This is a genomic window from Pseudomonas wayambapalatensis (assembly GCF_049942315.1).
Classification (GTDB): domain Bacteria; phylum Pseudomonadota; class Gammaproteobacteria; order Pseudomonadales; family Pseudomonadaceae; genus Aquipseudomonas; species Aquipseudomonas wayambapalatensis.
In genome coordinates this window covers 1-22327 of record NZ_JBNFMU010000214.1, presented here as the reverse complement: position 1 = coordinate 22327, position 22327 = coordinate 1, and the positions used below count along the sequence as shown (strand labels likewise).

Genomic DNA, 22327 nt, shown 5'->3' with positions numbered 1-22327 from the left:
ACCATTGTGATTGGGCGTCCCCAAAGCCCGCCCGCCAATCGTTGTGTGAGACTCAAGCATGCCTACGCCCAAACGCTCCGCCCCCCCGCGCCGCTGGCTGTTGTGCGGCACCGTCCTGATCATGGCCGCAACATCCGTGCCCGCGCTGGCGGTGCAGGAGGATAGCTGGTACCTGCAGACCAGCGTCTACACCCGGCATTTCAATCCCAATCCCGAGCACAGCGAGCGTCAGGAACTGATCGGCCTGGAACGCAATCGTGCCGATGGCCTGTTGTACGGCGCGGCGACCTTTCGCAACTCGTATCGGCAGCGTTCGGTGTACGCATACGGCGGCAAGGCCTGGCACCATGAGCACTGGCCGGTGTATGCCAAGGTCAGCGCGGGCCTGCTGCATGGCTATCGCGGGGAGTACCGGGACAAGATTCCGCTCAATCGCTTCGGTGTCGCGCCCGTGATCATTCCATCGCTGGGCACGCGCCTGGGGCCTGTCGGCCTGGAGGCGGTGCTGCTGGGGACCAATGCAATGATGGTCAACGTCGGCTACCACTTCCGGTAGAACCTTCGAAAATGAAAAAGCCCGATGCCATGGCATCGGGCTTTTCTTTACAGCGCGGGCTCAGGCGTCGAGCAGAATCGACGTCCCGGTCATCTCCGCCGGCTTTTCCAGGCCCAGCAGCTTGAGCATGGTCGGTGCCACGTCGGCCAGCACGCCGCCCTCACGGACTTTGACGCTGCGCTTGCCGACATAGATGAACGGCACCGGCTCGGTGGTGTGGGCAGTGTGCGCCTGGCCAGTGGACTCGTCTTCCATCTGCTCGACGTTGCCGTGGTCGGCGGTGATCAGCGCTTCGCCACCCACCTTGTCCAGCGCCTGGACGATGCGCCCGACACAGCCATCCAGCGCTTCGACCGCCTTGACCGCAGCGCTGAACACGCCGGTGTGCCCGACCATGTCGCCGTTGGCGTAGTTGACCACGATCACGTCGTAACGCTGTTGCTCGATGGCCTCGACGATACGGTCGGTCACTTCCGGTGCGCTCATTTCGGGCTGCAGGTCGTAGGTGGCGACTTTCGGCGACGGAATGAGGATGCGCTCTTCGCCTTCGAAGGGTTCTTCACGCCCGCCGGAGAAGAAGAAGGTCACGTGGGCGTACTTTTCGGTCTCGGCGATGCGCAGCTGGGTCTTGCCGTTCTTGGCCAGGTACTCGCCCAGCACATTGTTCAGGCTGGCTGGGGCGAAGGCGGCAGGGGCGGGGATCTTCGCCGAATACTGGGTCAGGCCGATGTAGGCCGCGAGCTTCGGCAGGCGCGCGCGCGGGAACTCGTTGAAGTCGGCCTCGACGAACACCCGCGACAGTTCGCGGGCGCGGTCGGCGCGGAAGTTCATGAAGATCACCGCGTCGCCGTCTTCGACCTTGACCGCCTCGCCGATGCGGGTGGCCTTGACGAATTCGTCGCTCTCATCACGTGCATAGGCTGCTTCCAGCCCAGCCACGGCGCTATCGGCGCTGTACTCGGCGGTGCTGTCGACGATCAGGTTGTAGGCAGCGCTGACGCGGTCCCAGCGGTTGTCACGGTCCATCGCGTAATAACGGCCGATCAGGCTGGCGATGCGGCCCTTGCCCAGCTTGGCGAAGGTCGCATCGAGCAGTTCGATGGACGACTGGGCGCTGCGCGGAGGGGTGTCGCGACCGTCGAGGAAGGCGTGCAGGTAGATTTTCTCGGCGCCACGCTGCGCGGCCAGTTCGGCCATGGCGACGATATGGTCCTGGTGGCTGTGCACGCCGCCGTCGGAGAGCAGGCCCAGCAGGTGCACGGCCTTGCCGGCGGCAACTGCCTTGTCCACGGCGCCGGTGAGTACCGGGTTTTCGAAGAACTCGCCGTCGCGGATGGCCTTGGTGACCCGGGTGAAGTCCTGGTACACCACACGGCCGGCGCCGAGGTTCATGTGACCGACTTCGGAGTTGCCCATCTGCCCGTCCGGCAGGCCGACATCCATGCCGGAACCGGAGATCAGGCCATGCGGCTGGGTGGCGCGCAGGCGGTCATAGACCGGTGTGTTGGCGGCGTAGATGGCATTGTATTCGGGGCTTTCGCTGTGACCGAAACCATCCAGGATGATCAGGACCAGGGGCTTGGGCGTGCTCGTCATCAATCAAACTCACGGTTGTTCAAAGATGATAAAGACACGCATTTTAGGGCAAATCGGCCAGCGACGGCGAATATTCGTCGGTTCGCACGACCAGCGTCCCGACGGGTTGCAGATGAAGGCTGGTTCCGAGCCGGCCCGGCGGGCTTTGGCGGGCATGGGTGGCTGTGTATACTGGCCGGCATTTTCAATCGCCTGGAACACCCCTGATGGTTGCTCACTTGATTCAATTCGCGACAGATCACTTCATCCTGGTTGCGATCTTCTTCGTCCTGCTGATCCTGCTGCTGGTCAATGAAATCCGCCGCGGCGGCCAGAGCCTGAGCAACGGCCAGCTGACCGCGCTGGTCAACGCCGAGAAGGGCGTGGTGATCGATATCCGTCCAAGCAAGGAATACTCCGCCGGCCACATCGTCGGGGCGCTGAACATTCCGCAGGACAAAGTCGTCGGCCGCATTGCCGAGCTGGAAAAGCACAAAGAAAAGACCCTGATCATCGTCGATGCGATGGGCCAGCAGTCCGGCACCGTCTGCCGTGAGCTGCTCAAGGCTGGCTTCACCGCTGCCAAGCTCAGCGGTGGCGTGTCCAGCTGGAAAGCCGATAACCTGCCCCTGGTGAAGTGATATGAAGCCCGTCATCGTCTACTCCAGCGACTACTGCCCCTACTGCATGCGCGCCAAGCAGCTGCTGGCAAGCAAGCAGGTGGCGTTCGAGGAAATCCGCGTCGACGGCAAGCCGCAGCTGCGCGCCGAGATGGCGCAGAAGGCCGGGCGTACCTCGGTGCCGCAGATCTGGATCGGCAGCACCCACGTTGGCGGTTGCGATGACTTGTTTGCGCTGGAGCGCTCGGGCAAGCTCGACGCCCTGCTCGAGGCCTGATTCACGCCTCTTTCAACCATTTTCAGAAAAGGATCTGCCATGACTGACCAACAGAACAACGGCGCCGCCGAAGAGAACAATCCACAATTCTCCCTGCAGCGCATCTACGTGCGTGACCTGTCGTTCGAGGCCCCGAAAAGCCCGCAGATCTTCCGCCAGCAGTGGGAACCGAGCGTCGCGCTGGACCTGAACACTCGTCAGAAGGCCCTGGAAGGCGACTTCCACGAAGTCGTGCTGACCCTGTCGGTTACCGTCAAGAACGGTGAAGAAGTCGCCTTCATCGCTGAAGTTCAGCAGGCAGGCATCTTCCTGATCTCGGGCCTGGACGCGGCGTCGATGAGCCACACCCTGGGTGCGTTCTGCCCGAACATCCTGTTCCCGTATGCGCGTGAAACCCTCGACAGCCTGGTCACCCGCGGCTCGTTCCCGGCGCTGATGCTGTCGCCTGTGAACTTCGATGCCCTGTACGCCCAAGAGCTGCAGCGCATGCAGGAAGCTGGCGAAGCGCCTTCCCTGCAGTAATCGTTTTCGCGCGACACAAAAAAACCCTCGGGATCGACCCGAGGGTTTTTTTATGGGCGCACGCTGAGTTTCAGCCGAACTGCTTCTGCTGTTGCTGCTGCTTGGCCACCGCCTCCGACGCTGCCACGTAGGCGTCCTGGAACTCGTCGCTTTCCAGCCAGGCCATGGTGGCCGCTTCATCAGCGCCATCGAGCCAGGCGCGGTAAGCGGTAAACACCAGGACGATGTAGTCGGTGGCGTGCTCTTCCTTGTGCCCCTTGAGCACCAGCGCCAGCAATGGATCGACCAGGAACACCGAGATCATCGCCACCAGGCCGGTTTCCTGTGCTTCCTTCATCTTCTTGAACAGCGCGTCATAGCTGCCGGATTCCATGGCCTTGCTGTACACCTGCTCGACGCTGGTGCTCTCGCCCGCGCTGGCCTTGACCGCCTGGCCGCCGCGGACCATGCGGTTCTGCTTGGCCTTGGAGGCGGCGCGCTTGGCGCGTTTCTGTTGCTTGGTGTTGGAGGCCATGGGTGAATCCTTGGGGGTGTCCGAAAAAACGCGTATTGAAGCCTAGTTGGCGCGCTTCTGGATAGAGCCCATCGGTCAGAAGCTGTAGGTGCCTGTCACCACCAGGCTGCGCGGATCGCCGAACTGGATCTGCGCGGCGCTGGTCGCCGAGCTGTAGTAGGTCTTGTCGGTGATGTTGTTCAGCGCGGCGCGTACGTCCCAGTCGTGGGTGCGGAACCCGGCCAGCGCATCCCAGCGACCGTAGCCTGGCAGCACCGTGGTGTTCTGGTTGTCGGCATAGCGATCGCCGACCAGGGTCAGGCCGGTTTCGGCGTACCAGCCCAGCTCCGGCTTCCAGGTCACGAACAGGCTGGCGTTGCGTCGCGCCACGTTGTTTACCCGGTTGCCTTCCAGGCCGCCGTTGTCCTTGGCGATGATGGCATCCTGCACGCCGATGCCGCCGCGCACGTACCAGTTGCCGACCACATTGCCCTGGGCCGTCAGCTCGATGCCTCGCGAGCGTTGCAGGCCGGTGAGGATGGTGATGCCTGGGTTGTCCGGATCGGTGGTGCGGCGGTTGTAGAGCTCCAGCTCGTAGACGGCAAGGGTGGTGCTCAGGCGCTCGTCGAACCAGTCGCTCTTGACCCCGATTTCCTTCTGGCGGGTGTTCTCCGGAGCGGTTTCGTTGGTGTTGCCGGCAGCGCCGGGGGTGATGCCGATCAGGCCGCCGCCGACCGGGGAATAGGTCTTGCTCCAGGAGGCGTAGAACGAATGCTCCTGCCAGGGCGAATAGACCACGCCCAGGCGCGGGCTGGTGCTGTTGTCGTCCTGCTTCTCGGAAATGCCCCGCAGCTTGTTGGTGGTTTCCACCTCGAACTGGTCGAAGCGCACGCCCGCGAGGATCTGCCATTGGTCGTTGAGGCGGATCTGGTCCTGCAGGTAGACGCCACGGCTGTCGACCACGGTGTGGTTGTAGCTCGAAGGCACCATCGGGCCATTGTGCTGCAGGCGTCGGTTGGGATTGTTCAGGTTCAGCGGTGGTACTGCCTGGCCACCGGCGTTCGCCGCCAGGGCGGTGTACAGGCGCGGGTCGCGGCGCTGGTTACCGAACTCCAGACCCAGCAGCAGCTTGTGCTCCAGACCCCAGGTGCTGACATCACCCTCGGCCTCGAGGTTGTTGAACAGGTTGCGGGTGTTCAAGTCCTGCTGCCAGCGCTGGCGGGTCACCAGGTTGGTGCTCGGGGTGTAGCCGGTGAGGTAGGTGTTGTCGAAATCGCTGTCGAGCTTGAACAGGCTCAGCGTGTGGCGCAGTTGCCAGTTGTCGCTGAGTTGGTAGTTCAGGCGCGAGCGCAGCGATTGCGACTTGTCATCGATGAAGTCGCGCTGCGTGTCGCCATAGGTGGTGCTGCGCCCGACATCTGCCGGACGGCCGCCGACACCCGGAATGCCGCGATCCGGGGTGCGGTTGTAGCGGCTGTATTCGTACTGCACCAACCAGTTCAGGTCGGGGCTCAGTTGCCAGCTCAGCGACGGGGCGAACAGTTGGCGGTTGCCATCGACCCCATCGCGGAAACTGTTGTTGTCCTGATTGCCCATGTTCAGGCGCACGCTGATGTCGTCGTTGAGGTCGGCACTGAGGTCGGCGTACAGGCTGCGCAGGTCCTCGCTGCCGCCCTGGGCTTCGAGGGTCGAGCGCAGGCCATGCTCCGGCGCCTTGCTCACCCGGTTGACGATGCCACCCTGGCTGCCGCGGCCATAGAGCACCGCTGCCGGGCCCTTGAGCACCTCGATGCGCTCGATGTTGTGCAGGTCGCGCACGTACTGGCTGTCATCACGCACGCCGTCCAGATAGAAGTCGTTGCTGGCGTCGAAGCCGCGTATGCGCAGGCTGTCGAAGCGAGTGTCGGCACCGCTGCTGACGTTGGGGATGCCCTCCAGTGCCTTGCCCAGGCTGTTGGTGCCGTAGTCCAGGACGTTGGCGGTCTTGACCGTGTCGATGGCCTGCGGGACGTAGCGCACCGGGGTCGAGGTGCGGGTGGCGGTGCTGACGTCCTTGACCCGCGGGTTATCGCGCTCGCGTTCGCTTTCGGCGGTGACCGAGAGTTCAGGCAGGGTCGTGGTGGCAGCGCTGGCAAGGCCTGCGCTGAACATCAGCGACAGGCCCAGGGACAGGGGAGACAAGCGGCAGGGGGCAAGCATCGGCAGGCATCCAGCAGAGGTTGTTGTGAAAAGGATGCGAATGTTAATGCTTGCTATTTGCTCTTGCCTGCCTATTTGTAAAGATGAAGATTTACGAATGTATCAATTTGTAACTGGTAATTATTCGCTTTTATGCGCGTGTTTTTGTCAAGTCAACCAAGAGTAGGCTGTCTGTACGAAAGTACAGAAAAGAGAGGGAATAACTGTCTGTTCTGCGATTCAGCACAGATTTGCACCAGCTCTAGCCTTTAATTTGGTTATATCAACCTTCATTTCACGTTTTTTTGACATTGCGAAGCACACGCGGCTAGGATTCGGCCTCTACGCCTGCCGGCCATCAGTTGGCCGAGCGCCGGACGAAGCCCGCTACCTGCAAAAGGAGCGGGGTTTTCAGTTTGGATACAAGCGTCGAACCTACGAAGGGGCGTTGGTTCCTGGCGTTTTAGGTAGCAGAGCGTTCTGATTCGGTAATAAGGAAAACAACATGTTGAATACAAGGATCAGCCTGGTAGCGCTGGCACTCATCGCCGCCACTCAGGCCCAGGCCAACGACCAGGCCGAAAGCAAGGGCTTCATCGAGGACAGCCACGCCAACGTCCTCCTGCGCAACGCCTTCATCAACCGTGACAAGAAGCACCACACCAACGACCAGTCCCAGTGGGGCCAGGGCGTGATCGCCAACTTCTCCTCCGGCTTCACCCAAGGCACCGTGGGTGTCGGTGTCGACGCCTTCGGCCTGTACGCCGTGCGTCTGGATGGTGGCAAGGGTCGTAACGGCGGCGCCGGTATCGACTTCTTCAAGCGTGAGAACACCGTCGATGCCGACGGCCGCAGCTCCGCAGCCAACGACCTGGCCCGTGGCGGCGCGGCGATCAAGTTCCGCATCTCCAACACCGTGCTGAAGTACGGTGACCAGATGCCGGCTCTTCCGGTTCTGCAGTACGACGATTCGCGTCTGCTGCCAGAAAGCTTCACCGGCGCCCTGCTGACCTCCAAGGAGATCAAGGGGCTGGAACTGAACGCGGGTCGCTTCACCCAGGAAGCGCGCAAGAGCGCCCAGGGCCGTGACAGCGGCGCACTGAAGTCGATCAACGTCTTCGGTGGTAGCTACAAGTTCACCGAAAACTTCACCGCGTCGCTGTACACCGCCGACAACGAAGACGTGATGCGCAAGCATTACCTGGGCCTGAACTACGTCTTCCCGATTGCGGCCGACCAGTCCCTGACCCTGGACTTCAACGGCTACAAGTCGAGCCTGAACAAGCAGTTCGTCCAGCGCGCCGAACTGAACGGCGACAGCAACACCATCTGGAGCCTGGCGGCCACCTACGCCTTCGGCCCACACTCGATCACCCTGGCGCACCAGCGCAACACCGGCAGCACCGGCTACAACTATGGCGGTTACAAGAACCAGCCATGGGGCGTGGGTGACGGCGGTTCGACCATCTACCTGGCCAACTCGTACTGGTCCGACTTCAACGCCGAAGACGAGCGTTCCTGGCAGCTGGGCTACGGTCTGGACTTCGGTGCCTTCGGCATCCCGGGCCTGACCTACAAGATCGCTTACGTGGTGGGTGACAACATCAACACCCGCAACCTGAGCAATCCTCAGGGCTTCGGCGAAGGCAAGGAGCGCGAAATCTTCAACCAGCTGCGTTACGTGGTTCAGGAAGGTCCAGCCAAGGACCTGTCGGTCAAGCTGCGCGGTTCGTGGGTTCGCACCAACAACGCCGTCCAGCAGAACGGCTACAACGACGACGGCAACGAAGTTCGCGTGTTCGTCGAATACCCGATCAGCATCTTCTGATACTGATCTGGCGTAACGAAACAGCCCCGGCATTTGCCGGGGCTGTTTCGTTTCAAGGCTATTGCGCCAAAAGTTGCGGATAGTCGCCGAACCAATATTCCATTGCGACGGCGTCCACGCCGTTTGCCCCGGTCCAGAAATCCACCGGATAGCTCCAGTCCGACGAGCGCGAGCTGCTCGGCGCCAGACCCTGATTGGTGAAACGCTGCAAAACGCGCGGTTCCAGTTCCTATTCTGCTGTCACGTGATTGGTGATTTTCAGTGACCTCAAGTACAACACTCCAGGCGGCCTGTGAGCCATCAGGACCTTCAATCGGGGAGGTGATGACGTAGCAGGGTTGGTTGAGGGGCAACTGGGTTTTACCGCCGTCACTTACATTTCGCCAGTATATGATTACATGAACAGGCCTGTTCAATGATGTTGCTCGGCTGAAAAGTAATGCTCGATCGGCAATCCTGCACTTTCAAATTCAAACAGGACTTTCCACGTGAATGCGGTGGCCCAGCGATCAATCATCTCTCGTGCTTCATAACGATTTTCAGTGGTGCAGGTCAGTGAGAAAATAGACGTTTTCTTTTTACCTTTGTACACATTTATCGAAGCCTGGTACTCGATCATGCGTTCTTCATCCGGTGCTCTGCACCAGATGTCCAAAGTGGCGGAAATAGGGACGCCGCTATCGAGTGTTCGCTCACTGCTCGCCATGAATATGTTATCGGCGAAAAAATTCTGTGTGACCAGAAAGCGCACATGCTCATCGTCGATTGTTTCCAGAATGTCAGGGCCGATATCGACGAAGTCATTTTTCGAGATCGACCAACCGGTAGGGATACGCAGAGCCATCAGTGCGTGTTGCTGCACAATCGTTTGGATGATGTTCATATTTTTATTTCAGATAGCTGATGTGGTCTGCCTGCGAGATCGGATGCCCATGGAATTCGGGCAAACAACGCGGTACGGCAGGACCGCTACAACGACGACGGCAACGAAGCTCCCATGTTCGTCGAGTACCCGACCGACATCTTCTGATACTGAGCTTGCTGATGCCCGAATTGCGCAGATAGATCTTGGCCGACTTGAGGGCGTTCAGGTGGGCGTCCCCCTGGCGTCAAACTCGAGGCGCGCTACGGCCCGTCGTCCCTCGTAGACTTCCAGCGTACTGCCAGGGCATAACAGGTCCCTGGGGGCATTGGGGGCAAGGAAGCGCGCGGTTCCGGTTCCTATTCTGCTGTCACGTGATTGGTGATTCTTCGTGACCTCAAGTACAACACTCCAGGCCGCCCGTGAGCCGTCAGGGCCTTCAATCGGAGCGGTGATGACGTAGTAGGGGTGGTTGAGGGGAAGCTGGGCCTTACCGCCGTCACTTACATTTCGCCAGTATATGGTTACGTGAACAGGTCTGTTCATTGGTTGATCACTTTCCACAAGAGATACCCCGCGTCCAACGTGGCTTGATGCGAGCACGATTCAAATCTGCAATTTCTATGTATCTGGCTTTGCCAATACTGTCCAAATTGCTGGAGGAGAACGCTGCATTGGCAAGTTTGTCAGGAACCTTGACCTGAACGATTTTGAAGTCTCCGCCGTGGCCCATCGTCTTACCCCATGTCACAGCATCTTTGTATGACTCAGCAAACCATTTTCCTTCCATGGTGCCATTCGATGTCCACGTGCCGGTTCGCATAAGTCCGTTATATTCTTCCATGCTCATGGAGCGGTAGAGGACAGTCTCCCACCCTAGCGGGTCAATCCACATAAACGGATTGGGAGCATAGCGGTAAAGGTTCCACCCCCCCGCCAACCCTATCGGATCCGGCTGGGTAAAGCGTCCGATGTCGGGATCATAGAATCTGAAGGTGTTGTAATGCAGTCCTGTCTCACGGTCCAGGTACTGGCCTTGGAACCTCAGGTTCTGCTCCATGCCCTGGTCTGGGTTGCAGCGCTCGGCGGCAGTGTTGCCCCACACCCGATAGGTAGCTTCCCATTGGGTCTGTCCATCTTCGTCGGTCTGACGATATGGCAGACCGTTGAGGTGGTTGTGAAAATGCAGTACGCGTTGATGGGCGCCGTTCCCATCGACGCGTGCAAGGGGTTCGTGGCCAGATTCTGCATACAGGTACAGACTGTTTCGACCGTTGCGGCGCTCATGCAGCAGACGCAGGCCATCCCACAGGAAGTCGGTTCTTCCCAGCAGAAGGCCGCGTACATCGTATTGTTCCTTGGCAACGCGTCTGCCTAGTGGGTCGTAGTGCATCCTTACGCAGGTTTCTCGACCGGCATGCAGGGTGCGGACTTCCACCAGTCTGTGCTCAGCGTCGTAGCGAAAGCGTTGGACGCCTCTTGCGCTGCTGACCTTTTCAATCAGGCGCCCGAAGCCGTCGTAGCGATAGCGCTTGTCCTGATACTTCAGCAGTTGGTTGTACTGAACCGAAGAGTTGTTGATTCCGTCGAGCAGGTTTGCGGCGGGGTCGTAGTTGAACTGTTCTTGACGACCACCAGATGAGGCATAGCTTGAGCGCACCCTGGCTGTAACGTCGTAGGCAATGGTCTCAAGCGTGTTGCCTGTCGTGTGAAACTCCTCCACCTGGATCAGATTGTCGGCGCCGTCATAGCTGTAGTGCCGACGTGCGTTAGCCAAAGTGGCGGATGTCGGATCGCTTGCGTGATTGCCACGGCTGCGAAGCCGACCCAGTTGGTCGTAATCGCTGCGGTACAGCAGGCGTCCCTGGGTACGATTGATTTCTCGATGCAGCCGATCGCGCTCGAAGTCGGCGATGACGTGCCCATCGAGGTTCAGTTGATGCAGATGACCCGAGCCATACATCAAGCGGTTGATCGAACGACCATCGGGAAGAATGAGCCTGGTCTGATTACCCAGCTCGTCGTAGGAATAGCCAAGTGTGCCATGTGGTGTGTGCTCCTCGAGCACATGCCCCAGCTTGTCATAGACATAGCTCAGCGTCTGGGAGTTGCCGTCCAGGGCAATGGTCTGCACCGCGAGCAACTGGTCCAAGGCATCAAACCGGTACTCCGTGCGGCCATCGGAGGTGATCTTGGCCACGAGCCGACCGATGGCATCGCGTTCGAGCTGGTGGGCGACAGGAGTATCGGGGCTCTCTGGCGCTGGGTGGAACACCAGCCGTATCAGATTGCCCAGAGCGTCATAGCTATAGGTCTTGTGACTACCCCCCAGATCGCGTTGCATTGCCAGGCGGTCACACGCGTCCCAGGAGAATCGATAAGCTTCGCCGTTTTCGTTGACGAGCTCTACCAGTCGGCCGTAGTGATCGTACTCGAAACGCACGCTACGGCCGGCCGCGTCAACTTGGCGGCTGAGCTGTCCGCGTGCTGTGTATGAGTAGCGCGTGGTATGGCCAGTCGCGTTCACATGGGCAATCAGGGCGCCATCGGCTGCACGCTGGTACTGCTCGTGCGTACCGTCTGGCCGAGTGATGGACTGCAACCTGCCTTGTGCGTCATGGCTGTATCGAGTCGTGCAGCCCTCTGCATCCGTCACCTGTGCTAGATGGCCGCGGTGGTCGTAGCTGTAATGAGTAACGGAACCCGTGCAATCGACTGTCTCGATGACTTGATCCAGGTCGTTCCACCGCTGTGATCTTGTTTTTCCCGCAGCGTCGACCATCTCGACCATCCTGCCGTGAGGGTCATGGCGAAACCGCGTCAGATGTCCTTCAGGGTCTTCTTCACGGGTGCAGTTGCCACGCGGGTCATAGCGGTATTTCCAGCGATTCCCAGCGCGGTCGACTTGCTCTCTGGGTAGCGCCCAATGTTCCAGCCAATACGTGGATTCGCTGCGCCCGAGCGGATCCACCGTCTCGGTCAGGTTGCCGGATTCATCATAGAAGTATTGCCAGCGTCCGCCTTGAGGGTCTACCGCGCCCAACAGCTGACGTTCATCGTTCCATTCGAAATGCCAGGTGTTCGCCAGGGCGTCGGTGTGTTCCACGACTTGATACTGGTTGTTCCAGCGATGCGTATGAGTGCGTTGTAGGCTGTCCGTAACATGGGTCAGCCCGGCGATCAGGTCGTAGGAAAACTGGTATTGATCACCCTCGGAAGTCCAGTGCCGACAGACGCGCCATTCATCGCCGAGGGCTTGCCACTCATAGTGACAACGTAATCCCGAGGCGTTCCGGTGTTCAATCAGCCGTCGGTGTTCACCATAGACGAAAAGCCGCTGCACTTGGCCGCTGCCATCCCTGACTTCAGCCAGCTCCCCGAACGCGTCGTAGTCATAGACAACCAGCGGTTCGTTGCTCCCGTCACTGTACACGCGAACAATCTGGGCGACGCGAGAGGGCCATCGGGAGCTATAGCGCAATTCCATTCTGGTAGCGCCGTACGTGTCATCGAGCCCGATCAGGCGACCATGCTCGTCGTACCGAAGGTGCACCCGATTGTCATTGCGGTCACCCAACAGGCGCAGGCGCAGGCGTTGGGGATCTATTGGGGAGGGTTCGAATAATCGATAGAGGCCGTCCATATCCTCGATCAACAACTCGCCATCAGCCGCGCGTCTTACGCTCAAACCTTCGCCGGCACTGAATACTGCGTCTCCTGGGGGGATCGTGCCCATATCGATGATCCGCGCCTGCTCATCCGTGTACAGCAGGCGTTCTCCGTCATCCGAATCGGCGATCAGGTTCACGCAAACTTCGTAGGGAACGCTCCAACCTCTGCCGAGCAAACCGTCCTGGCGTTCGTCCAGACTGCTATAGAAGCGCTGCCAGACCAGTGGCATCAGCGCCGGTAGTGTGAAGTCCAGCTCCTGCTCGCCGCTCAACACTTTCGCGCCAGTGGCTGCATGCACCGGGTTGGGTGCACCGGTTATGGCACGTGTGAGTGCCCCCGTCACCTGGCTACTGACGACACTCGCGGCGCCACCGAGCAGCATGCAGCCAAACTTGCTGTAGAACTTGCCCCCACGGCCACGCAACATCATCAGCGCGGTGATGGCCAAGCCTATGCCTGGCGTCTTGCCGCTGCGGATCTCTCGTACGACGATTTTCTCGCCACCAATGCGCACGTTGTCCGATATCAGGCCGGAGTCGACGATCACCGCGTCGCAGGTGCTGCGATCGCCACTGCGCGCCGCTGGTTGGCCATTGATGCTGACCTTGGCAGAGCCCTCGGCGATATATTGGGGAGGCATCGCCGGATGCTTGGTGCACAGCACCTTGTCATCGTCCGCAGGTTCGGTGTTCGGGGCTGGCGAGGCTACGGTAGGCCGCCACATTTGCGAGAAGAACGCCTTCGTCATGTCGAGGAAGGTTTGCTCTTGCTCTTCTTCTCCTTCATCAGCCTGGCCAGCGGCAGGAGGAGGCAACACCACACCTGCAGCCCGGGCTGCAGGTTTTGAGTTTATGTAGGTATTTTGCGAACCACTGGCAATGTGGGCCTGCACTGTCGGTGGAAAAAGCGCGTTACCTATACCTTCGCAGAACCGACTCAGTGCGGTGTCAGCTCCGGTGCTCGCCATTGCCACGCCGACCACCACCCCCACGACCGCGCCCAGCACAACGCAGCCCAGACCACCGGTAGCAGCAGTGATGCCAAGCGCAGCCCCGACCGCAGCCGTGGCCAAGGCCCCGATGGCGATGGTGGCGGCGACTTCGAGTACACCGCCGACGATGTCGGCCATCATCGAGGTGTGCATCAGTGCGTCGCCTTCGCGCGCAGCCCAGAGTGCGTCGGACATGGTTGTCGTTCAGCCGAGGTTGTCGAAGTCGAGCGACTGTTTGAGAGCCGCCCAGTGCGCCGTTTCCTCCTCACCCAATGGCTGCGGCTTCACGTAGCTCAGGGCGAACATCTTGCGCGAGCCCGGCAGCAACAGCGCCAGTTGATATTGGTAAACCTTCTCTTTGCCCTTGGTGAACTGGCTCTGCAACTCGATGCCTTCCAGTTTTCCATCTGCTCCCAGCTTCACCGGCCGGGGGGGCTGCAAGCGCAGATCCAGCACCTGCTGGCGCAATCGCTGGATCTGGTCGTCGAAGTTGCTTTGCAACGTTTCCCCTTCGTTCAACAGGCTGCGGCTGACTACCAGTGAGGTGCCCAGTGTCTCGAAACGCAGGATGTTGATGCTGGTATCTCGCACCTGATCGGTCGGAAGGTCGAAGCGAAATTCGTTGAGGCGATAGTTCATGATTCGGGTGTCCGTCATTGGCGCGGGAATTTGTCGCTGACCCGACCGTCGATGCTGCCTTTGTCACCATGGCTGCCCGGTGTGGTGCCTGCTGCTCCACCGATGTTCAGGTCGAGCGTGCCGTTGGGGGTATTGATCTGTGCATGTTCGCTGGCGTTGATGTTCAGGCGTACGCCTGTGAGATTGATGTGACCGTTGGCGTTGAGCTCCAGCACACTGTCGCCGCACACCAGACGCAACTTTTCCCCGGCCTCCATCAGGTAGGTGGTGCTGATGCTGTCGGTCTTGCTGGCGCCAACCAGCAAGGTATCGTGATGGCGTACTGCGCGTACTCGATCCTGGCCTATGGTCACCATCTCCACCATTCCGACGCTCTTGGTCCGGCTTATGCCCACCGACAACGTTTCGTTCTGCTCCACCACCGTGTCCATGTTGCGCTCGGCATGCACATACAACTGCTCCTGCCCGCGCTTGTCCTCCATGCGGATCTCGTTGAAGTTGGCCGGGCTGCCGCCTTTGCTCGAACGGCTCTTCATGCCGCTTTGGGTGGCGTTGCCGGGCAGGTCGTAGGGCACGGCCTGCTCGGCGTTGTACACCCGGCCAGTGATGATCGGTCGGTCGGGGTCGCCTTCGAGAAAGCTGACGATCACTTCCTGGCCGATCCGCGGGATCTGCATCGAGCCCCAGTTCTTGCCGGCCCAGGCCTGGGACACGCGGATCCAGCACGAGCTGTTCTCGTTGGACTGGTCGTGGCGGTCCCAGTGGAAGTGCACCTTCACCCGACCGTACTGGTCGGTCCAGATCTCCTCGCCGGCCGGGCCAACCACCACGGCAGTCTGCGGGCCCTTGACCAGCGGGCGCAGGGTGCTCGAGACCGGCCGGTAGCTCTGCTGGGCGTCGATGCAGCTCAGGTTGCTCTCGAACTGCGCCGAGCCGCTGCCGCCGCCGGTTTCGAGGCGCTCCTGCACCACGTAGTAGCGGGCCGCGACGATCAGGTACTCGCGGTTCTGGTCCTGGCGGGAGAAGCCGCTGAGGCTGAACAGATGACCACTGCCAAGACCACGGGCGTTGCCGCGCAGCTCCACGCGTTCATGCAGGCTCTGCAGCGACTCGAGACGGGTGCGCGCATAGTGCTCGCCATCCTGGGTCTGCTCATAGGCGCCGGGGTAGTCGTACAGCGGGTAGTCGCCGGCCTGGTGCGGGCGTGGCATGGCCGAGCGCACGTCGATCCGTGCGCTGGGGCGCTGGAAATCGTAGTCGTTGAGTTCCAGCGAGCCGGGCTGAACCTCCTGCGCCAGGTGCCAGTCGTTGATGTGGTCGCGCTCGCGGTGCTGGCCGTCGGGCGGATAGAACGGCACCGACTCGTAGCCCGGCGCCTTCTGGTGCGCGCCATAGGCGTCGGCCATCACCAGGACGTGGCGTTCTTGTTCATGACGGAAGAAGTAGTAGATGCCTTCTTCTTCCATCAGCCGGCTGACGAAGTCGAAGCTGGTCTCGCGGTATTGCACGCAGTACTCGCGCTCGCGATAGCTGCGGCTCAGGGCGTCCTCGAAGTCCGAGAACCCCAGGTCGCGGAACACCTGCTTGATGATCTGCGGTGCGCTCAGGTGCTGGAAGATCCGGCAGTCGCTGGTGCGTGTCAGCAGCCACAGCCAGGGCCGCAAGGTGACGCGGTAGCTGGCGAACTGCCCGCGATCGACCGATTGGCTGCAGCGCGCGACGATGCCATGAAAGTGGCGCGAGCCCCCGCCGCTCATCTGCAGCGACAGACTCATGGGTTTGCCCAGCAGCTGGTTGAGGTCGATGGCCGCGTCGTCGCTGGTCAACTGCAGCTCGTAGTCGAACAGGCGGCCGAGCTCTTCGCTGCCGCCCATCTCGCTGAGGATCAGCACGTTCGGCCCCAGGGGGCTGTTGATCTGCGCCAGGCGCGTCAGTTGCGTGAACAGCATGGGTGATCCTGTTTGCGCGGCGCTCAACCGGCCGCGCTGAAGTCATAGTGCAGTTCGTTGTCGCGCGCGCCGATGCTGACGCTGGCCAGCGGCTTGCCTTCGAGCAGACGGATGAGGAACTCGCGGCTCATGTCCGGCAGCAGGCCGTTGGTCAGGATCGCGTCGATCATTCGCCCGCCGCTCTCGGTCTCGGTGCAGCGCGAGACGATCAGCTCGACCACCGCGTCGTCGTAGGCGAAGCCGACCTTGTGCGTGGCCTCGACACGTTTGCGGATGCGCTCCAGTTGCAGACGGGTGATGGCCTTGAGCATGGCGTCGCTGAGCGGGTAGTAGGGGATGGTCACCAGGCGCCCGAGCAGCGCGGGCGGGAAGATCTCCAGCAGCGGCTTGCGCAGCATGGTGGCGACCGCATCCGGTTCGGGCAGGGTCTGCGGGTCCTTGCAGATATCGGCAATCAGCTCGGTGCCGGCGTTGGTGGTGAGCAGGATCAGGGTGTTGCGAAAATCGATCTGGCGCCCTTCGCCATCTTCCATCACGCCCTTGTCGAACACCTGGAAGAAGATCTCGTGTACGTCAGGGTGGGCCTTTTCCACCTCGTCGAGCAGCACCACGCTGTAGGGGCGGCGGCGCACGGCCTCGGTCAGTACGCCGCCTTCGCCGTAGCCGACATAGCCGGGCGGCGCGCCCTTGAGGGTGGAGACGGTGTGCGCTTCCTGGAACTCGCTCATGTTGATGGTGATCAGGTTCTGCTCGCCGCCATACATGGCCTCGGCCAGCGCCAGGGCGGTCTCGGTCTTGCCCACGCCCGAGGTGCCGGCAAGCATGAACACGCCAATGGGTTTGTTGGGGTTGTCGAGGCCGGCGCGGGAGGTCTGGATACGCTTGGCGATCATCTTCAGGGCGTGGTCCTGGCCGATGATGCGCTTGCCCAGGTGGCTGTCGAGGTTGAGCACCGTCTCGATCTCGTTGCGTGCCATGCGCCCCACCGGGATACCGGTCCAGTCGGCAACCACCGAAGCCACGGCCTGGTAGTCGACGGTCGGCAGGATCAGCGGGCTTTCGCCTTGCAGGGCGCTCAGGCGCTGCTGCAAGTCGATGAGTTGTTCGCGCAGCGCATGGCTGCCTTGGGCATCGACCTCCTGATCGACCACCCCGACCTGCTCACGCAACTGGGCGCGGGTGGCCAGCAACTGATCGACCAGGGCTTTCTCTTCGGCCCAGCGGTTTTCCAGCTCCAGCAGGCGCTGACGCTCTTCGGTCAGCAGGGTGTCGGCCTGGGCTTGGCGTTGCTCGGTGGCGACACCAATGGCCGCTTCGCGGGCGATGATCTGCAGTTCGACTTCCAGCGCCTCGATACGCCGACGGCTGTCATCGACCTCTGCGGGCACCGCATGCAGGCTGATGGCCACGCGTGCGCAGGCGGTATCGAGCAGGCTCACCGACTTGTCGGGCAATTGCCGGGCGGGGATGTAGCGGTGCGACAGCTTGACTGCCGCCTCCAGGGCTTCGTCGAGGATCTGCACCTGATGGTGCTTCTCCATGGTCGAGGCCACGCCGCGCATCATCAGCAGCGCCTTTGGTTCGCTCGGCTCATCGACCTGCACCACCTGGAAGCGGCGGGTCAGTGCCGGATCCTTCTCGATGTGTTTCTTGTACTCGGCCCAGGTGGTCGCTGCCACGGTGCGCAGGCTGCCACGGGCCAGTGCTGGCTTGAGCAGGTTGGCGGCATCGCCGGTCCCGGCCGCCCCACCGGCACCGACCAGGGTGTGGGCTTCGTCGATGAACAGGATGATGGGTTTGGGCGAGGCCTGGACGTCCTCGATGACCTGGCGCAGACGCTGCTCGAACTCACCCTTCATGCTGGCGCCAGCCTGCAGCAGGCCGACATCCAGGCTGCGCAGCTCGACATCCTTGAGCGCGGGCGGTACATCGCCGGCAACGATGCGCAAGGCGAAGCCCTCGACGACGGCAGTTTTGCCCACGCCCGCTTCGCCGGTGAGGATCGGGTTGTTCTGGCGGCGACGCATGAGGATGTCGACCAGTTGGCGGATCTCTTCGTCGCGGCCGACGATCGGGTCGAGCTTGCCGCTGCGTGCCTGCTCGGTCAGGTCCACGGTGAAGCGCTTGAGTGCCTCCTGCTTGCCCATCGCAGCGGGGGCCACGGCGCCGCTGGCTTCGCCCGGCGCTGCCGCGGTGAAGCCGTCGCTGGCGGCCAGATTGTTCTCGGGGGAGTCGCCGACGTACTCGTCGAAACGCTCGCTCAGGGCCTCGACCTTGAGCTTGGCGAACTCGCTCGACAGACCCAGCAGGGCATTGCGCAGGCTCGGGGTCTTGAGGATGCCGACCAGCAGGTAGCCGGTGCGCACCTGGCTTTCGCCGAACATCAGGCTGCCGTAGACCCAACCGCGTTCCACTGCCTCTTCGACCTGCGAGGACAGGTCGGTGATCGAAGTCGAGCCCCGTGGCAGGCGATCGAGGGCGTCGGTCAGATCGCGGGCCAGGCGTGCCGGCTCGACATTGAACTGGCGCACGATGCGATGCAGGTCGCTGTCCTGCAACTGCAGCAGTTGGTGCAGCCAGTGCACCAGCTCCACGTAGGGATTGCCGCGCAGCTTGCAGAACACCGTGGCGGCCTCGATGGCCTTGTAGGCGACGCTGTTGAGTTTGCCGAACAGCGCGGCGCGGCTGATTTCACCCATGTTCCTGACTCCTTGTGCATGGCGGTTGGACCGGCTGCGCGGCGTAGTAGCGAGCGAGCTTGAGGTCGTTGGCATCGTGTTGTGGACGGCCGAGCCAGGTGTCGAAACCCAGGCGCCTGCCGGCATCGAGTCCCAGCGCGGGCACGTGCTCGCGCGCGAGAATGAGGTTCAGGTCCCAGTCCAGCTCGTGGCCCAGGTACTCGGCGACCCAGGCCGCCAGTTCCATGAAGGCCTGCCCGCCGGGCAGGAGGGCGTGGTACTGCTCCAGCGTCAGCGGGCCGAGGCACAGGCGGAACTTGTGCTGGCGATCCCAGACGTAGCGGCCCAGGCACAGGTCCACACCCAGGCGATTGGCGTCCACGCCGAGGCGACTGCGCTCGGGCAACTCAAGCCACTGGCCGACGTACTCCTCGACATGCACCGGCACGCCGAAGTAGCCCGACAGGATGCTGCACAGGCCATCGGGGTAGCGGGTCTGCGCGGCGAGGTGGCCGGAGTAGTGCAACTTGGCGGTATGCGGCAGCGGGCCTTGAGCCTGCAGCTCGGGTTGGCCGCGACCGCTCAGGGCAGCCAGGCGTGCGGCCCAGTAGTCATCGCCGGGACGGTCGTGGCTGACAGTCGGTCGTGCTTCGGCCCAGGCTCGGTAGAACAGGCTCAGCAGGCGGTGATGGAAGATGTCGAGAAAGCGTTTGCTGGTGTGGTCGGCGTGGTTGCGCTGGCGCTCACGCAGGTACTCGGTCAGGTGCAGCGGCAAGGGGCCGTTGGGGCCACCGAGGCCGAAGAAGAACTGCTCCAGGCGCGCCGGGCCTTCGTCGTTTTGCGTCACCGACGCCAGCGTGGCCGGGGCGAAGCTGCAGTCCAGGCGCTGGCCAAGGCGCACTGGTTCGTCGGCCAAACGCTGGGCGTGGCCGAAGCGCGGCAGCTCGGGGTGCTCGGCCTCCAGGCGACGCAGCGCCTGGAAGAAGTCGAACGCCCAGGGTTCGGCCTGCATGGCCTCGAGTGTGTTCACAGGGTCGGCCTGCGTCCGGGCTTGGCTTTCCATCGCATGATCTCGCCGCGTTCGCGGGTGCGCAGAACGGTTTCGGTAAAGCTGTTGATGGACACGTAGCGGGTCAGGAAGCGTTCGAACACCGCGCCGAGCAGGAACACACCGGTGCCGCGGAACGCGTTTTCGTCGAACTCCAGGGTGATTTCCAGGCCGCGGCCGAAGACGATCGGGCCGGGCATGGGCAGGCGCCGGGTGCAGGGCTTGCTGCTGACTTCGCGCAGGCCGTCGATCTGCAGGTGCAGCGCGCTGTCCTGGATATCGCCGTACAGACGCAGCAGTTCGCGCAGGGCGGCTGCGCCCTGGCCTTGCTCGGTCAGCGACAGGTAGTTCAGCGACAGTTGGCTGATCAGGCGCCACGCGCGGTTGTCATGGGCATGGCTGGCCTTGGGGCGGCTGGGGCCGGCCAGGCAACGTACGGCAGACACGGGCGCGCTGTCGGCGAGGCTGAAGTCGCTGCGCCCGTCGCCCACGCTCATGAACAGCGGCAGGTCGCGGTTGCTGCACAGCGCGCTGATACCCAGCTGGCGCAGGTCGTGGCGGTGCGGCGCCTGCTGGCCATCGACCAGGCTGATGAAGGTTTCGCTGCCCATGTAGCTCGAACGTGTGCCGTTGCGCCGCTGTTCGCTCGACAGCACCCGTTGCTCGCGGCGCACGATGTAGTAGGCCTGGTCGCGGCCATAGCGCGAGGGGTCGCGCACGGCGTAGAAGGGCAGGAACTCCTGGTCTGCACCGGTGCCGTGGCCGGTGACGTGTTGCAGCGAGTGGATCTCGAAATCGGTAGGGCGGGTGCGGTCGGCGATTACATGGTGTTCGTTGACCTTGTCGGTCAAGTGAATGCGGTCGACACGGCGCGGGAACAGGTTGATCGCCGGGGTGCAGAAGGGCACCAGGCGCTCGGCGCCGACGCTGCTTTCCAGTGTCGAGTCGAAGCGCTCGAACAGTACCAGCAGCTCCAGCTCCTGCCCGTTGCAGCGCTTGACCGCCCGTTCCAGGCCCGCGAAATCGACAAATAGAAAGCGCTGCGGCAGGGCAAAGTATTCCTGCAGCAGCCGGTAGCCCTGAAACGCCTGCGGCACCACTGGCAATGCGGCTTCACTGTCATCGAAACCACAGGGGCGCAGGGCCTGCTCCAGCGGGATGCGCTCGACCCAATCAGCGCCGGGCTGGCGGGCGAACACGGCGCAGGCGCTGCCCAGCAGTTGTTCGTAGAGACGGTAGGGCGTTTCGTCGGCGCCGTTGAGGTACAGCGGCAAGTGCGTCAGCGGCAGGCTGCACAGCGGGATCTCGGCACCGCTGCGCAGGGTCAGGCGCAGCGCGGCGCGGGCCTTGGGTTCGCTGGCGGCGAGGCGGCCGAGCACGGTGCCGGGGTTGCCGAAATATTCGGCGCGGGCCACCTGCAGCGGCCACAGGGTCACGTCCTGGGTGCTGCGAAACTCGCAGGGAGTCTGCGAGTCGCGGCCAAGGTTGGCCCGCAGCACGCTGCCACGTGGCAGCGGGAAGCCGGCACTGAGCGAGCCCTCGTCGGGGTCGGTCTGCAACTGCACCACGGTCATCGAGGGCGTCGGTGCCAGATAGTGCGGGTAGGCGATTTCCAGCAGGTTGTGGGTGAAGGTCGGGTACTCGGCGTCGAGCTTGAGCTGCACGCGTGCAGTGAGGTACGCGAAGCCTTCGAGCAGGCGCTCGACATACGGGTCGGCGCAATCGATGCCGGACAGTGTGAGGCGTCCGGCGATCTTCGGGTACTCGCGGGAGAACTCCGCTGCACTCTCGCGGATGTGCCGCAGTTCCTGGTTGTACAGCTCGAGCAGGCGCGGGTTCATGCGCGTCTCCGGCGATCGGCGGGGGCCACGTGCACTTGGCCGGACTCCAGGTCCAGGTCGGTCTGCAGCAGCAATGGCAAGGCCGCAGGCTGGGCCCAGAGATCGCCTTCGATCTCGAAGCTCAGGGCGTTGGCGTTCATTTCGCCGGGCGCGACCAGGGCCCGCACCTTGAGAGTGTGGGCGAGGATGCGTGGTTCGTAGGTGGCGATGGCCTGGTGAATGATGCGCTCCAGGGCCAGCAGGTCGATGTTCGACGCGCAGTTGCCGGCCAGGGCGGGCAGGCCGTAGTTGATCACCGAGGTGCCTGCGGGGGTATCCAGGGTGCGGGTGCTGTCGAGCAGCGATGTGGTATTGAGCAGCCAGGCCAGGTCGCGCAGCACCGAAGCCTTGAGCTGTTGCAGCGACAGCACGCGCTTGTCCGGGGCCTCCTGCGGGTTGCCGGGGTCGTCGTCGGTCAGACGATCCAGCAGCGAGGGTTGCAGGCGGTCACGGGCGGCGATGTCGGCTACCACGGATGGATTCCTTCAAGGATTCGGGATCGTGTCGACTGCTTCGCGGGCAAGTCGCAGCGGCGAACCGCCGCTCCTACAAGGGCGGT

17 protein-coding genes are annotated in these 22327 nt (G+C 62.3%); 5 read left to right on the top strand and 12 right to left on the bottom strand.

Features of this window, described 5'->3' with window-relative positions:
- Positions 1-58 precede the first annotated feature (58 nt).
- The gene (locus ACPZMI_RS19240; RefSeq protein ID WP_426352842.1) at positions 59-556 is read left to right on the top strand and encodes a sn-glycerol-3-phosphate transporter; all 498 of its coding nucleotides are present in this window, start codon (positions 59-61) and stop codon (positions 554-556) included.
- Between the two features lie 60 nt (positions 557-616).
- On the opposite strand, the gene gpmI is transcribed toward ACPZMI_RS19240, so the two are convergent.
- Complete coding sequence (gene gpmI / locus ACPZMI_RS19235) at positions 617-2152, bottom strand: 2,3-bisphosphoglycerate-independent phosphoglycerate mutase (protein WP_186665652.1); 1536 nt, start codon at positions 2150-2152, stop codon at positions 617-619.
- Between the two features lie 206 nt (positions 2153-2358).
- On the opposite strand from gpmI, the gene ACPZMI_RS19230 reads away from it, so the two are divergent.
- The 3 genes from ACPZMI_RS19230 to secB are packed head-to-tail and all read left to right on the top strand — an operon-like array spanning position 2359 to position 3550.
- Positions 2359-2772, top strand: coding sequence for a rhodanese-like domain-containing protein (locus ACPZMI_RS19230; protein ID WP_186711900.1), 414 nt, complete (start codon positions 2359-2361; stop codon positions 2770-2772).
- Position 2773: 1 nt separating this feature from the next.
- Entirely contained in the window at positions 2774-3028 is a 255-nt protein-coding gene (gene grxC / locus ACPZMI_RS19225) for a glutaredoxin 3 (protein ID WP_054891214.1), read from the top strand.
- Between the two features lie 39 nt (positions 3029-3067).
- Positions 3068-3550, top strand: coding sequence for a protein-export chaperone SecB (gene secB / locus ACPZMI_RS19220; RefSeq protein WP_186665655.1), 483 nt, complete (start codon positions 3068-3070; stop codon positions 3548-3550).
- 70 nt (positions 3551-3620) lie between these two features.
- Here secB and ACPZMI_RS19215 read toward each other — a convergent pair whose 3' ends face one another.
- Together ACPZMI_RS19215 and ACPZMI_RS19210 are read right to left on the bottom strand one after the other, a co-directional pair.
- Positions 3621-4064 carry a hypothetical protein gene (locus tag ACPZMI_RS19215; protein WP_186665657.1) on the bottom strand — a complete coding sequence of 148 codons (444 nt, stop codon included), beginning with the start codon at positions 4062-4064 and terminating at the stop codon, positions 3621-3623.
- A gap of 75 nt (positions 4065-4139) precedes the next feature.
- Positions 4140-6242: a TonB-dependent receptor gene (locus tag ACPZMI_RS19210; RefSeq protein ID WP_426352841.1), complete on the bottom strand. Its 2103-nt coding sequence runs from the start codon at positions 6240-6242 to the stop codon at positions 4140-4142.
- A gap of 484 nt (positions 6243-6726) precedes the next feature.
- Between ACPZMI_RS19210 and ACPZMI_RS19205 the strand changes: the two genes are divergently transcribed.
- On the top strand, positions 6727-8049 hold the full coding sequence (locus tag ACPZMI_RS19205; RefSeq protein WP_426352840.1) for an OprD family porin: 1323 nt from the start codon (positions 6727-6729) through the stop codon (positions 8047-8049).
- 58 nt (positions 8050-8107) lie between these two features.
- Here the strand turns inward: ACPZMI_RS19205 and ACPZMI_RS19200 are convergent, their stop codons facing one another.
- The 9 genes from ACPZMI_RS19200 to tssE all read right to left on the bottom strand — a co-directional run bounded on the left by ACPZMI_RS19200 (position 8108) and on the right by tssE (position 22241).
- Entirely contained in the window at positions 8108-8260 is a 153-nt protein-coding gene (locus ACPZMI_RS19200; protein WP_186711597.1) for a hypothetical protein, read from the bottom strand.
- A gap of 201 nt (positions 8261-8461) precedes the next feature.
- Positions 8462-8932, bottom strand: a complete 471-nt coding sequence (locus tag ACPZMI_RS19195; protein WP_186721441.1) for a hypothetical protein — start codon at positions 8930-8932, stop codon at positions 8462-8464.
- Positions 8933-9464: 532 nt separating this feature from the next.
- Complete coding sequence (locus tag ACPZMI_RS19190) at positions 9465-13769, bottom strand: RHS repeat-associated core domain-containing protein (RefSeq protein ID WP_426352839.1); 4305 nt, start codon at positions 13767-13769, stop codon at positions 9465-9467.
- 9 nt (positions 13770-13778) lie between these two features.
- The gene (locus ACPZMI_RS19185) at positions 13779-14213 is read right to left on the bottom strand and encodes a DcrB-related protein (RefSeq protein WP_426352838.1); all 435 of its coding nucleotides are present in this window, start codon (positions 14211-14213) and stop codon (positions 13779-13781) included.
- A gap of 14 nt (positions 14214-14227) precedes the next feature.
- Positions 14228-16162: a type VI secretion system Vgr family protein gene (locus ACPZMI_RS19180; RefSeq protein ID WP_186665665.1), complete on the bottom strand. Its 1935-nt coding sequence runs from the start codon at positions 16160-16162 to the stop codon at positions 14228-14230.
- Positions 16163-16185: 23 nt separating this feature from the next.
- On the bottom strand, positions 16186-18861 hold the full coding sequence (tssH, locus tag ACPZMI_RS19175) for a type VI secretion system ATPase TssH (RefSeq protein ID WP_426352837.1): 2676 nt from the start codon (positions 18859-18861) through the stop codon (positions 16186-16188).
- Positions 18854-19903: a type VI secretion system baseplate subunit TssG gene (tssG, locus tag ACPZMI_RS19170; RefSeq protein ID WP_186665667.1), complete on the bottom strand. Its 1050-nt coding sequence runs from the start codon at positions 19901-19903 to the stop codon at positions 18854-18856. Before tssG ends, tssH begins: the two co-directional genes overlap by 8 nt.
- Positions 19867-21729, bottom strand: coding sequence for a type VI secretion system baseplate subunit TssF (tssF, locus tag ACPZMI_RS19165; protein WP_426352836.1), 1863 nt, complete (start codon positions 21727-21729; stop codon positions 19867-19869). The genes tssG and tssF overlap by 37 nt, the downstream gene beginning before the upstream one ends.
- Positions 21726-22241 (bottom strand): type VI secretion system baseplate subunit TssE, encoded by a 516-nt coding sequence (tssE, locus tag ACPZMI_RS19160; protein WP_186665671.1) that lies wholly within the window; start codon positions 22239-22241, stop codon positions 21726-21728. Before tssE ends, tssF begins: the two co-directional genes overlap by 4 nt.
- Between the last annotated feature and the right edge of the window lie 86 nt (positions 22242-22327).

Coding starts and splice junctions, on each gene's coding strand:
- ACPZMI_RS19240 (WP_426352842.1), top strand. CDS start 59: ATGCCTACGCCCAAACGCTCCGCCCCCCCGCGCCGCTGGCTGTTGTGC.
- gpmI (WP_186665652.1), bottom strand. CDS start 2,152: ATGACGAGCACGCCCAAGCCCCTGGTCCTGATCATCCTGGATGGTTTC.
- ACPZMI_RS19230 (WP_186711900.1), top strand. CDS start 2,359: ATGGTTGCTCACTTGATTCAATTCGCGACAGATCACTTCATCCTGGTT.
- grxC (WP_054891214.1), top strand. CDS start 2,774: ATGAAGCCCGTCATCGTCTACTCCAGCGACTACTGCCCCTACTGCATG.
- secB (WP_186665655.1), top strand. CDS start 3,068: ATGACTGACCAACAGAACAACGGCGCCGCCGAAGAGAACAATCCACAA.
- ACPZMI_RS19215 (WP_186665657.1), bottom strand. CDS start 4,064: ATGGCCTCCAACACCAAGCAACAGAAACGCGCCAAGCGCGCCGCCTCC.
- ACPZMI_RS19210 (WP_426352841.1), bottom strand. CDS start 6,242: ATGCTTGCCCCCTGCCGCTTGTCTCCCCTGTCCCTGGGCCTGTCGCTG.
- ACPZMI_RS19205 (WP_426352840.1), top strand. CDS start 6,727: ATGTTGAATACAAGGATCAGCCTGGTAGCGCTGGCACTCATCGCCGCC.
- ACPZMI_RS19195 (WP_186721441.1), bottom strand. CDS start 8,932: ATGAACATCATCCAAACGATTGTGCAGCAACACGCACTGATGGCTCTG.
- ACPZMI_RS19190 (WP_426352839.1), bottom strand. CDS start 13,769: ATGTCCGACGCACTCTGGGCTGCGCGCGAAGGCGACGCACTGATGCAC.
- ACPZMI_RS19185 (WP_426352838.1), bottom strand. CDS start 14,213: ATGAACTATCGCCTCAACGAATTTCGCTTCGACCTTCCGACCGATCAG.
- ACPZMI_RS19180 (WP_186665665.1), bottom strand. CDS start 16,162: ATGCTGTTCACGCAACTGACGCGCCTGGCGCAGATCAACAGCCCCCTG.
- tssH (WP_426352837.1), bottom strand. CDS start 18,861: ATGGGTGAAATCAGCCGCGCCGCGCTGTTCGGCAAACTCAACAGCGTC.
- tssG (WP_186665667.1), bottom strand. CDS start 19,903: ATGGAAAGCCAAGCCCGGACGCAGGCCGACCCTGTGAACACACTCGAG.
- tssF (WP_426352836.1), bottom strand. CDS start 21,729: ATGAACCCGCGCCTGCTCGAGCTGTACAACCAGGAACTGCGGCACATC.